The following is an 11,561-nucleotide window of genomic DNA, read 5'->3' on the forward strand; positions in this document are numbered from 1 at the left end:
GCTCTTTTTTCCAGCTCTTTCTCTAAAAACAAGCCCAGCGGAGCAAAACCATGGCGTTCTTTACGGCGGCCAGCAAAGCCGACTTTCAGCATCAACTGCAAGCGGCACTGGCTCAGCACGTTAGTGAACAGGCGTTGTCACAAGTAGCCCTGTTTGCAGAGCAATTTTTCGGCATCATCGCTTTAGAGGAACTGACCCAGCGTCGCCTCTCCGACCTGGTCGGTTGTACCTTATCGGCCTGGCGCCTGTTGGAGCGCTTTGACAGCGCCAAGCCGCAAGTGCGGGTGTTTAACCCCGATTACGAAAAACATGGTTGGCAGTCCACCCACACCGCTGTGGAAGTGCTGCACCCCGACGTACCATTCCTGGTTGATTCGGTACGCATGGAGCTGAACCGCCGCGGTTACAGCATCCACACCCTGCAAAACAGCGTGATCAGCACCCGCCGCAATAAAAAGGGCGAGCTGCAAGAAGTGCTGCCCAAGGGCACCACTGGCAAAGACGTGTTGCAAGAGTCGCTGATCTTCCTGGAGATCGACCGCAGCGCCAACGCCACTGATATGCGCACCCTGGAAAACGCCATTCTCGACGTGCTGGAAGAAGTGCGCATCACCGTCGCCGACTTCCAACCCATGCGCAATAAAGTCACTGAGCTGCTGGCCTGGCTGGGCAAAGCCAAGCTCAAGGTCGACGGCGCCGAGTTGGCGGAAATCAAAGTGTTCCTGGAATGGTTGATGGACAACCGTTTCACCTTCCTCGGCTATGAAGAGTTCACCGTTGCCGATGAGGCCGAAGGCGGCCATATCACCTATGACGAGTCGACCCTGCTGGGCCTGTCCAAGCGCCTGCGCACGGGCCTTTCCAGCGCCGATCTGCATATCGAAGACTATGCCGTGAACTACCTGCGCGAGCCGGTGCTGCTGTCGTTTGCCAAGGCCGCGCAACCGAGCCGCGTGCATCGCCCGGCTTACCCGGATTTCGTCTCTATCCGTGAGTTGGATGCCAAGGGCAAGGTGGTGAAAGAGTGCCGGTTTATGGGCATTTACACCTCCATCGCCTACAGCGAAAGCGTGCGCAATATTCCGTATATCCGCCGCAAAGTGGCGGAAGTCGAGCAACGTTCCGGCTTTACCGCGCAGGGCCATTTGGGCAAAGAGCTGGTCAAGGTGCTGGAAGTGCTGCCGCGCGATGACCTGTTCCAGACCCCGGTGGATGAGCTGTACAACACCTCGCTGGCCATTGTGCAGATTCAGGAACGCAACAAAATTCGCCTGTTCCTACGTGCCGACCCCTACGGCCGTTTTGTTTACGCCCTGGCTTATGTGCCGCGCGATGTGTATTCCACTGAAAGCCGTATCCGTATTCAGCAAGTGCTGGTGGACCGTTTGCAGGCCACTGACTGCGAGTTCTGGACCTACTTCTCGGAATCGGTGCTGGCCCGTGTGCAGTTCATTTTGCGCATTGACCCAAAAACCAAGCTGAACATCGACCAGGCGCAAATCGAGCGCGAAGTGGTGCAGGCCTGCCGTTCGTGGAAAGACGATTACGCAGGTTTAGTGGTGGAAAGCCTCGGCGAAGCCAAAGGCACCCGCGTGCTGGCCGACTTCCCGAAAAGCTTCCCGGCCGGTTACCGCGAGCGTTTCGCCCCGCACTCAGCGGTGGTGGATATGCAGCACCTGCTGAGCCTGTCGGAAGAGCGTCCGCTGGTGATGAGCTTCTACCAGCCGCTAAGTGCCGGTGGCCAGGAGCTGCATTGCAAGCTGTACCACGCCGATACGCCGCTGGCCTTGTCCGACGTGCTGCCGATTCTGGAAAACCTCGGCCTGCGCGTACTGGGTGAATTCCCCTACCGCCTGCATCACCAAAGCGGCCGCGAGTTCTGGATTCACGACTTCGCCTTCACCTACGCCGAAGGCCTGGACCTGGATATCCAACAACTCAACGACACCCTGCAAGACGCCTTTGTGCAGATTGTCGGCGGTGCCGCGGAGAACGACGCCTTTAACCGTTTGGTGCTGACTGCTGCCATGCCGTGGCGGGATGTGGCGCTGCTGCGTGCCTATGCCCGTTACCTCAAGCAAATTCGCCTGGGCTTCGACCTGAGCTATATCGCCAGCGCGCTGCTGAACCATGTCGACATCGCCAAAGAGCTGGTGCGTCTGTTTAAAACCCGTTTCTACCTGGCGCGCAAACTGACCGCCGATGACTTGGCGGATAAGCAGCTGCGTCTTGAACAGGCCATTCTCACCGCTCTGGATGACGTGGCGGTGCTGAACGAAGACCGCATCTTGCGGCGCTACCTCGACCTGATCAAAGCCACATTGCGCACCAACTTCTACCAGACCGACAGCAACGGTCAGAACAAACCGTACTTCAGCTTTAAGTTCCACTCGCGCACCATCGCCGACTTGCCCAAGCCGGTGCCGATGTTTGAAATCTTCGTTTATTCGCCACGGGTGGAAGGCGTGCACCTGCGTGGTGGCAAGGTCGCCCGTGGTGGTTTGCGCTGGTCGGACCGTGAAGAGGACTACCGCACCGAAGTGCTGGGCCTGGTCAAGGCACAGCAAGTGAAAAACGCGGTGATCGTGCCGGTGGGCGCCAAGGGTGGTTTTGTGCCACGGCGTATGCCGATTGGCGGCAGCCGCGATGAAGTGCTGGCCGAGGGCATTGCCTGCTACCGCATCTTTATTTCCGGCTTGTTGGATATCACCGACAACCTGAAAGAAGGCGAAGTGGTACCGCCGCAAAACGTGGTACGCCACGATGAAGACGACCCGTACCTGGTCGTGGCCGCCGACAAAGGCACCGCCACTTTCTCTGATATCGCCAACGGCATTGCCGGCGAGTACGGCTTCTGGCTGGGCGATGCGTTTGCCTCTGGTGGTTCGGCAGGTTACGACCATAAAGGCATGGGCATCACCGCCAAAGGCGGCTGGGTGTCGGTGCAGCGTCACTTCCGCGAACGCGGTATCGACGTGCAAAAAGACCTGACCACCGTAATCGGCATCGGCGATATGGCCGGCGACGTGTTTGGTAACGGCTTGCTGCTGTCGGACAAACTGCAAATGGTCGCGGCCTTTAACCACCTGCATATCTTTATTGACCCGAACCCGGATGCAGCGAAGAGCTTTGTTGAACGCCAACGCCTGTTCGACCTGCCGCGTTCCAGCTGGGCCGACTACGACGCCTCGTTGATTTCTAAAGGCGGCGGTCTGTTCCTGCGTAGCGCCAAAAGCATCGCCATCAGCCCGGAAATGAAAGAGCGCTTCGATATCAGCGCCGACAAACTGCCGCCGACCGAACTGCTCAACGCCTTGCTTAAAGCACCGGTGGACCTGCTGTGGAACGGCGGTATCGGTACCTACGTAAAAGCCAGTAGCGAAAGCCATGTCGACGTCGGCGACAAAGCCAACGACGCCTTGCGCGTTGACGGCCGCGAGTTGCGCGCCAAGGTGGTGGGCGAGGGCGGTAACCTCGGCATGACCCAATTGGGTCGGGTGGAATACGGCCTCAATGGCGGCGCCAGCAACACCGACTTTATCGACAACGCCGGTGGTGTGGACTGCTCCGACCACGAAGTAAACATCAAGATCTTGCTTAACGAGATCGTCGCCGCTGGCGATATGACCGGCAAGCAACGCAACAAACTGCTGGCCGAGATGACCGATGCGGTGGGCAGCCTGGTGCTGGGCAACAACTACAAGCAAACCCAGGCGCTGTCGCTGGCCCAGCGCCGCGCCCGTGGCAGCATCGGTGAATACAAACGCCTGATCAGCGCCCTGGAAAGCGCCGGCAAACTCGACCGCGCCATGGAATTTATTCCCAGCGATGAACAGATGGCCGAGCGTGTATCCAACGGACACGGCTTGACCCGGCCGGAGCTGTCGGTGCTGATCTCCTACAGCAAAATCGACCTTAAGGAATCGCTGCTGACCTCCTTGGTGCCGGACGACGATTACCTGGCCCGCGAAATGGAAACCGCCTTCCCGCCGTTGTTGGCGAAGAAGTTTGGCGAGGCCATGCGCCGGCACCGCCTGAAACGGGAAATCATCAGCAACCAGATCGCCAACGACCTGGTTAACCACATGGGCATCACCTTTGTGCAGCGCCTGAAAGAGTCCACCGGCATGAGCGCGGCCAATGTGGCCGGCGCCTATGTGATTGTGCGCGACGTATTCCGTCTGCCGTACTGGTGGGCGCAGATCGAAGCACTGGACTACAAAGTGCCCGCTGACCTGCAACTGCAGCTGATGGACGAACTGATGCGCCTGGGCCGCCGTGCCACTCGTTGGTTCCTGCGTAGCCGCCGCAACGAATTGGACGCCGCCCGCGACGTCGGCCACTTCGCCCCGCGCCTGGAAGCCCTGGCCAAGCAACTCGATGGCCTGCTCGAAGGTCCGGCACGGGAGCAATGGCTGGCCAAGTTCCAAGGCTACGTCGAACAAGGCGTACCGGAAGAATTGGCCCGCGTGGTGGCTGGCACCAGCCACCTCTACACCTTGCTGCCGATCATTGAAGCGGCCGACATCACTGGCCAAGACCCGGCCCAGGTGGCTGCTGCCTACTTCGCGGTAGGTGGTGCGCTGGAACTGTCGTGGTACCTGCAACAGATCACCAGCCTGCCAGTGGAAAACAACTGGCAAGCGCTGGCACGGGAAGCCTTCCGCGACGACCTGGATTGGCAACAGCGGGTTATCACCGTATCGGTACTGCAAATGACCGATGCTCCGGCAGACATGGAAGAACGCACCGGCCTGTGGCTGGAACAGCACCGGCCGATGGTCGACCGCTGGAAAGCGATGCTCGGCGAACTACGCGCCGCCACCGGCACCGACTACGCCATGTACGCCGTGGCCAATCGGGAGTTGATGGACCTGTCGCAACGCGCCTGATAGCTGTGTAAAGCACCAACAAAAAGCCCCGCCTCGTGCGGGGCTTTTTGTTTACCCACCACAGGCACCTAACCTCCGTAGGGTGTGCTGCGCGCACCGGGTGTAAATGCCGGAATCGCCTAGTGCGCGCAGCACGCCCTACGAGGCGATTGCCATTCGGAGCCTGCTAAGCACTTCCTGAGCAACGCTTCAGATTTCATTAAGGTTCATTGCCGATAGTGCCCTCCATCAGATGACCGCTGGAGGGTATGTCGATGATTGATAGCGAGTGGAATACCTCTTTTCCTTTGAATTTCGGCCCGGATGCGGCGCGCCCTTTGGCGTTGTCGTTGGTCCGTGGGCACGACGTTGCGCGTGCGGCGGTCGAGACGTTTATTCAGGAGCGGTTTGCGGCGGCGCACCATGCCGATATCAACCATTTCATGCCCGAGTTGATGGCTTTGCATGATCGCCAGGGCCAGTTGAGTGCCGCCGTAGGTGCGCGCCCGGGTAAAGCCGGGGTGATGTTTCTTGAACAGTATTTGCCGAACCCCGTGGAGAGCGTCATTTCGCTAGTGGCGGGTTACCCGGTTGAGCGCCGGGCCATTGTTGAGGTGGGCAATCTGGCGGCGCGCAATGCCGGCAGCGCGCGGCTCATTATTGTGGCGATGACCTGGCTGTTGGCTCGCCATGGCCTGGAGTGGGTGGTGTTTACCGGCGCCGCGACGCTGATTAATAGCTTCCAACGCCTGGGTCTGGAGCCATTGTTGTTGTGTGACGCTGACCCGCAAAAGCTCGGCGGCGACCAGACGGCGTGGGGCAATTACTACGCGCAGCGCCCCCATGTGTTTGCCGGCAATATCCGTTTTGGTCTGGAGCAGTTGGAGACCAGTGGGGTATTGGCGCGCTTGGGTTTTCCGTTTTTTGAGCGGGAGCGCTGCCATGCTGCATAACGCCAATGTGCTGCGTTCGGCGTTGCAGCAACACCGACTGGCTCGCCCCTGCGAGTACGCGCTGCGTGGCGCAACCAGCCGCCTCGATTATCAGCAGCTGTGGGATGGCGTGGAACAGCGCCAGGCCTTGTTGCAGGCCCACCAGGGCAAGGTGTTTGCCGTGGTGATGGATAACAGCCCGGAAGCGGTGTTGTGGGACTTGGCTGCGTTGTTCGCCGGTTTGCCTTGCGTCACGCTGGCACCGTTTTTCACCACGGCCCAGCGCATTCATTGTTTTGAGCAGAGCCAGGTGGATATCGCCGTTGCCGATGAGCGCTGGGCCGAGGATATGCAGCAGGCGGGTTTTTACCGCGAGGGCGAGGTCTGGCGCCGCGTGCAGAGCCGCGACCCTGGCATTCCGGCCGGCACGGCGAAAATCACCTACACCTCCGGCACCACGGGTACGCCCAAGGGCGTGTGCCTGAGCGCCAGCGCGTTGCTGCGGGTGGCGCAAGAGTTGGAAAGCGCCAGCCGCCCAGCTGCGCCTGAACGTTACCTGGCGGTTTTGCCCTTGGCGGTGTTGCTGGAAAACCTGGGCATTTATGCGGCGTTGCTGGCTGGGGCGAGCATTACCGTGTCGTCGCAGCAACAGATGGGCATCAACGGCGCCACCGGAGTGGATTGGCCGCGCTTGCTCGGCACGTTGGTGATGAGTGGCGCGCAAAGCCTGATCCTGGTGCCGCAGCTTTTGCTCGGCTTGGTCACGGCGATTGAGCGCAAGCTGGTGCGCGCCGAGCAGTTCCGTTTTGTCGCGGTAGGCGGTGCTCGGGTTGCGGCGGATTTACTTGAGCGTGCCGCCAAGGTCAATTTGCCGGTGTACCAGGGCTATGGCCTGTCTGAGTGCGCATCGGTGGTGTGCCTGAATCGACCCGAGGATAACCGCCCCGGCAGCGTCGGCCGGCCGTTGCCCCATGTGCAGGTGCGCCTGGGCGATGACGGCGAAGTGTTGGTCAGTGGCTCGGCCTTGCTGGGTTATTTGGGCGATGCAGCGTTTGCCGAGACCTGGCTGCACACCGGCGATATTGGTGAGTTCGACGCCGACGGTTATCTGTATTTGAAAGGGCGCAAAAAGCACCAGTTCATCACCAGCTTTGGCCGCAACGTCAACCCGGATTGGGTGGAGGCGGAGCTGACCCAACGCGGCACCATCGCCCAAGCCTTTGTGCATGGCGAGGGCCTGCACCACAACCTGGCGTTGCTCTGGCCGCTGGACCCTTCATGCAGCGATGCAACCCTGGCCGCGACTATCGCCCAAGCCAACGCCCAATTGCCCGATTACGCCCAGGTGCATGCCTGGAAGCGCCTACCCGAACCTTTTACCCCAGACAACGGCTTGCTCACCAGCAATGGCCGTTTACGCCGGGAAGCCATTTTGTCGCGCTACCGCAATGCGCTTTCTGAATTAGTTATTGAGTGAGGTGACCCCATGAATTTTTTTGACCAACTGCAAGCCGCCACAGCCCAAGAACGCCAAGCCCTGTTCAACGTGCCGGTTATTCGTGAGGCATTGGCTGGCGAAGTGAGCCTGGACAATTACCGTGCCTTTTTAACCCAGGCCTACTACCACGTACGCCACACCGTGCCGTTGATGATGGCCTGTGGCGCGCGTCTACCCAGCCGCCTGGAATGGCTGCGGGGCGCGGTGTGCGAGTACATCGAAGAGGAATACGGCCACGAGAAGTGGATTCTCAACGACATCAGCGCCTGTGGCGGCGACGCTGCGCGGGTGCGCGATGGCACGCCGTCGTTGCCAATCGAGTTGATGGTCAGCTTTCTGTATGACCTGATTGCCCGTGGTAACCCGGTGGGCTTGTTTGGCATGGTCAACGTGCTTGAGGGCACCAGCATTGCGTTGGCAACCCAAGCGGCCACCACCATTCAGGAACGTCTGGAACTGCCGGCCACGGCGTTTAGCTACCTGGCCTCCCACGGTGCGTTGGATGTCGGCCATATGGATACCTACCGTGGGCTGATGAACCACCTCGAGGACCCGCAGGACAAAGCCGCGGTCATCCACGCTAGCAAAGTGGTTTACCACCTCTACACCGAGATGTTCCGTGGCTTGCAGCGTGCCCAAGCGGCACAGGTGGCGACCGAGGTGCAGCATGCAGCTGTCTGATTGTCGGGTGGTGTTGACCGGCGCCAGCGGCGGCATCGGCCTGGCCCTGGCCGAGCAGCTGTGTGCCGGTGGTGCGCAGGTGGTGGCGGTCAGTCGCCAGCCGGCCGCGTTGGCGGCGCTGCTTAAGCGCTACCCACAACAGCTGCGCCAGGTCAGTGCCGACTTGCGCAGCGCCGCCGGGCGCCATGCGGTGGTTGAGGCGGCGCGCCACCTGGGCGGTGTCAACGCGCTGCTAAACGCCGCCGGGGTTAACCACTTTGCCATGCTGGAACAGCTGGATGACCAGCAGATCGACGACATGTTGGCGGTCAATGTGGTGGCTACCCTGCAATTGACCCGCGGCCTGCTGCCGATTCTGCGCAGCCAGCCCCATGCTCTGGTGGTCAACGTCGGCTCCACCTATGGCTCGATTGGTTACCCCGGTTACGCCACCTATTGCGCCAGTAAGTTTGCCTTGCGCGGTTTCTCTGAAGCACTGCGTCGCGAGCTGGCCGATACCGAAGTCAATGTGCTGTACGTGGCGCCGCGAGCCACCCGTACCAGCATGAACAGCTCCGCCGCCATGGCCCTCAATCAGGCGCTAAAAGCCAGCGTCGACGAGCCGGAACGTGTCGCGCGCGAGGTAATGGGCGCCATCCAGAAAAACCTTAACGAGCTGTACCTCGGCTGGCCGGAAAAACTCTTTGTACGCCTCAACGGTCTGCTTCCGGGCTTGGTTGATCGCGCGTTGCGCAAACAGCTGCCGATTATTCGCAGCTTTACCCACCCGCAGGAGAAACCCCCGCAATGAACAAATGGCTATCCGCTGTGATGCTTGGCGCCGTCGCGCTGCACCTTCAGGTGCCAGCCTGGGCATTGGACGACGTCGGCAGCCAACGGCTGCTGAGCATTCAGCAGCGTTGGGCCGAGGTGCAGTACAACACCCCGGAAAAACAACGCGCCGCTGAGTTTGAAAAGCTTGCCGCGCAGGCACAAGCCTTTACCCAAGAGCAGCCAGCGGCGGCCGAAGCGCTGATTTGGAACGGCATAGTGTTAAGCAGTTGGGCCGGTGCGGAGGGCGGTTTGGGCGCCCTGGGCAAAGCCAAGCAGTCCAAGGCATTGCTGGAAAAAGCCTTGCAGTTGGACCCGAGCGCCTTGCAAGGTTCGGCCTATACCAGCCTGGCCGCGCTGTATGACCGCGTGCCAGGTTGGCCGATTGGCTTTGGCGATACCGACGAAGCGGAAAAGTTGCTGCACAGCGCCTTGCAACTGAACCCCAACGGCATCGATAGCCTGTATTTCTGGGGCGACCATCTGTACCGCCAGGGCAAATACGCGGATGCCAAAGCGGCCTTGCTCAAGGCCAAGCTGGCGCCAGCACGTCCAGGTCGCGAGCTGGCTGACGAAGGTCGGCGGCGCGAGATTGATGCTTTACTCAAGGACGTTGAGCACAAGCTCAATTGATTGACTGCCACTGTAATTAAGGACAGCCATGCGTTTGCTGCTAGTGGAAGATGACATCGCCCTCGGTGAAGGCGTACGCGCCGGATTGCGCGCCGAGGGCTATACCGTGGACTGGTTGCAGGATGGCGTCAGCGCCGTGCATGCCTTGCTCAGTGAAACCTTTGACTTGTTGGTGCTTGACCTGGGCTTGCCCAGGCTCAGCGGTATTCAAGTGTTGCAACAGGTTCGTCAGGCTGGCGCGGCGCTGCCGGTGTTGATCCTCACCGCGCGCGATGACACCGAAGACCGTATCGCCGGCCTGGATGCCGGCGCCGACGACTACCTGGTCAAACCCTTCGATCTCAATGAACTCAAGGCCCGTTTACGGGCGTTGTTGCGCCGCAGTGCCGGGCGCGCGCAAGTGGTGGTCGAACACGCCGGGGTGAGTCTCGACCCCGCTACCCAGCAGGTGCGTTATCAAGGCACTGCCGTGGTGTTAACCCCCAAAGAATATGTGCTGCTGCATGAGCTGCTGTCGCAACCGGGCAAGGTGTTTACCCGTGAGCGCCTGACCCAACTGCTGTATGGCTGGGATGAGGAAGCGGAAAGCAACACCCTTGAAGTGCATATCCATCACCTGCGCAAAAAGCTGTTTACCGAGCTGATTCGCACCGTGCGCGGTATCGGCTATTTAGTGGAGGCGTGAGATGACTTCTTTACGCCATCGCACGCTGACCTTGGTGTTGGCGTTGCTGATCCTCGGCACCCTGACCATCAGTCTGTACAACTTTCACGACAGCGGTCATGAAATCACCGAAATCTACGACGCCCAGTTAGCGCAAAGCGCCAGGCTGTTGCAGGGTGTGGTGCAAATGCCGTTGCCCGAGGCGGATCGCGAGCAACTATACACAGCGTTTAACAACGCCTTGAGCCAAGCCGGGCGGCATAAGATCGGCCATCCCTACGAAGGCAAAATGGCCTTTCAGGTCTGGGATCTACAAGGTAAAAGCCTGGTGCGTTCGGCCAGTGCGCCGGTGTTTGAGCAACTGCCCAGCAAACCTGGTTTTTCTGAATTAAAAATCGCTGATGTCGGCTGGCACGGTTTTTTGCTGCCCGATGAGAAAAACGGCCTGCGCATCTGGGTGGGCGAGCGTGATGACGTGCGCCAAGACCTGGTAAACCGCATTGTGCGGCACACCTTGATTCCCAACCTGATCGGCATTGTGTTGCTCACGGTGTTGGTCTGGTTGGCGATCGGCTGGGGGCTGAAGCCTTTGCGCAATATGGCCCAGGTTATTCGTGGGCGGCATGCCGAGTCGCTTGAGCCGTTGTTGCTGACACCCTTGCCCAAAGAGCTGGAGCCGATGCAGGCGGCGCTGAACCGCTTGCTGTCGCAGATTGGCCATTTGTTGCAGCGCGAGCGCCGCTTTATTGGCGATGCGGCCCATGAAATGCGCACGCCGCTGGCGATTCTGCGCATTCACGTGCAAAACGCCCTGGAGGCAAAGAACGAGACGGCCCGTGAGCAGGCGTTACAGTTTTTGCTCGGCGGCGTCGACCGCCTGACCCGTGTGGTTAACCAATTGCTGACCATGGCCCGGGTCGAGCCAGAAACCGCACGCAAAGACTGGCATACAGTGGATGTGGAAAGCGTGGTACGTGGCACCCTGGCCGAGCTAACGCCGTGGATGTTGGGTAAAGGCTTGGAGCTTTCGCTGGAAGTGGCGCAGGGCAGCTACAGCGTTGTGACCGATGCCGAAGCCATTGGTATTGCCTTGCAAAACCTGGTCACCAACGCGGCAAATTTCTCACCGCCCGGTGGCGAAGTAACGGTGCTGCTTAAGGACGATGGGCCAACACATTTAAGCCTGCAGGTACGCGACCGTGGCCCCGGTATTGATGAGGCAAAACTTGAGCGTTTGTTCGAGCGTTTCTATAGCCGCGACAACCCCAACGGGGCAGGCTTGGGCCTGTCGATTGTCGAGATGATCGCCAAACGCCTGGGCGGCACCATCGATTTGGCCAACCATGCCGACGGCGGCTTGCTCGCCAGCCTATCGATTCCCCGCGATGCCTCAGCTGCGCCTGGTTAATCCGCGGTTATCGGCCTGGTTAGCGTGGCCTGCTTCAGACTTCATTAAGACAAGGCCGTGATAC

8 protein-coding genes are annotated in these 11,561 nt (G+C 60.0%); all 8 read left to right on the plus strand.

Annotation, left to right across the window (positions count from 1 at the left end; all coding sequences use genetic code 11):
• Positions 1-50: 50 nt before the first annotated feature.
• The 8 genes from AAAB16_RS04310 (at position 51) to AAAB16_RS04345 (ending at position 11,497) form a co-directional block, all read left to right on the plus strand.
• Entirely contained in the window at positions 51-4,892 is a 4,842-nt protein-coding gene (locus tag AAAB16_RS04310; RefSeq protein WP_340662228.1) for an NAD-glutamate dehydrogenase, read from the plus strand.
• A gap of 254 nt (positions 4,893-5,146) precedes the next feature.
• Positions 5,147-5,824: a thermostable hemolysin gene (locus AAAB16_RS04315; RefSeq protein WP_340662235.1), complete on the plus strand. Its 678-nt coding sequence runs from the start codon at positions 5,147-5,149 to the stop codon at positions 5,822-5,824.
• A complete protein-coding gene (locus AAAB16_RS04320; protein ID WP_340662229.1) occupies positions 5,814-7,280 on the plus strand; it encodes an AMP-binding protein in 1,467 nt (488 codons plus the stop codon). Before AAAB16_RS04315 ends, AAAB16_RS04320 begins: the two co-directional genes overlap by 11 nt.
• A 9-nt stretch (positions 7,281-7,289) precedes the next feature.
• Positions 7,290-7,982: an iron-containing redox enzyme family protein gene (locus tag AAAB16_RS04325; protein WP_340662230.1), complete on the plus strand. Its 693-nt coding sequence runs from the start codon at positions 7,290-7,292 to the stop codon at positions 7,980-7,982.
• The gene (locus AAAB16_RS04330; RefSeq protein WP_340662231.1) at positions 7,969-8,772 is read left to right on the plus strand and encodes an SDR family oxidoreductase; all 804 of its coding nucleotides are present in this window, start codon (positions 7,969-7,971) and stop codon (positions 8,770-8,772) included. The genes AAAB16_RS04325 and AAAB16_RS04330 overlap by 14 nt, the downstream gene beginning before the upstream one ends.
• Positions 8,769-9,425 (plus strand): tetratricopeptide repeat protein, encoded by a 657-nt coding sequence (locus AAAB16_RS04335; protein WP_340662232.1) that lies wholly within the window; start codon positions 8,769-8,771, stop codon positions 9,423-9,425. Before AAAB16_RS04330 ends, AAAB16_RS04335 begins: the two co-directional genes overlap by 4 nt.
• Positions 9,426-9,453: 28 nt before the next feature.
• Complete coding sequence (locus AAAB16_RS04340; protein WP_340662233.1) at positions 9,454-10,110, plus strand: response regulator; 657 nt, start codon at positions 9,454-9,456, stop codon at positions 10,108-10,110.
• 1 nt (position 10,111) lies between these two features.
• Positions 10,112-11,497 carry an ATP-binding protein gene (locus AAAB16_RS04345; RefSeq protein ID WP_340662234.1) on the plus strand — a complete coding sequence of 462 codons (1,386 nt, stop codon included), beginning with the start codon at positions 10,112-10,114 and terminating at the stop codon, positions 11,495-11,497.
• Positions 11,498-11,561 lie beyond the last annotated feature (64 nt).

Origin of the sequence: Pseudomonas sp. (assembly GCF_037994325.1) — a bacterium.
Lineage (GTDB): Bacteria > Pseudomonadota > Gammaproteobacteria > Pseudomonadales > Pseudomonadaceae > Aquipseudomonas.

What these genes read in the sequence shown, in the direction of transcription:
- AAAB16_RS04310 (WP_340662228.1), top strand. Translation starts at nt 51, where the DNA reads ATGGCGTTCTTTACGGCGGCCAGCAAAGCCGACTTTCAGCATCAACTG.
- AAAB16_RS04315 (WP_340662235.1), top strand. Translation starts at nt 5,147, where the DNA reads ATGATTGATAGCGAGTGGAATACCTCTTTTCCTTTGAATTTCGGCCCG.
- AAAB16_RS04320 (WP_340662229.1), top strand. Translation starts at nt 5,814, where the DNA reads ATGCTGCATAACGCCAATGTGCTGCGTTCGGCGTTGCAGCAACACCGA.
- AAAB16_RS04325 (WP_340662230.1), top strand. Translation starts at nt 7,290, where the DNA reads ATGAATTTTTTTGACCAACTGCAAGCCGCCACAGCCCAAGAACGCCAA.
- AAAB16_RS04330 (WP_340662231.1), top strand. Translation starts at nt 7,969, where the DNA reads ATGCAGCTGTCTGATTGTCGGGTGGTGTTGACCGGCGCCAGCGGCGGC.
- AAAB16_RS04335 (WP_340662232.1), top strand. Translation starts at nt 8,769, where the DNA reads ATGAACAAATGGCTATCCGCTGTGATGCTTGGCGCCGTCGCGCTGCAC.
- AAAB16_RS04340 (WP_340662233.1), top strand. Translation starts at nt 9,454, where the DNA reads ATGCGTTTGCTGCTAGTGGAAGATGACATCGCCCTCGGTGAAGGCGTA.
- AAAB16_RS04345 (WP_340662234.1), top strand. Translation starts at nt 10,112, where the DNA reads ATGACTTCTTTACGCCATCGCACGCTGACCTTGGTGTTGGCGTTGCTG.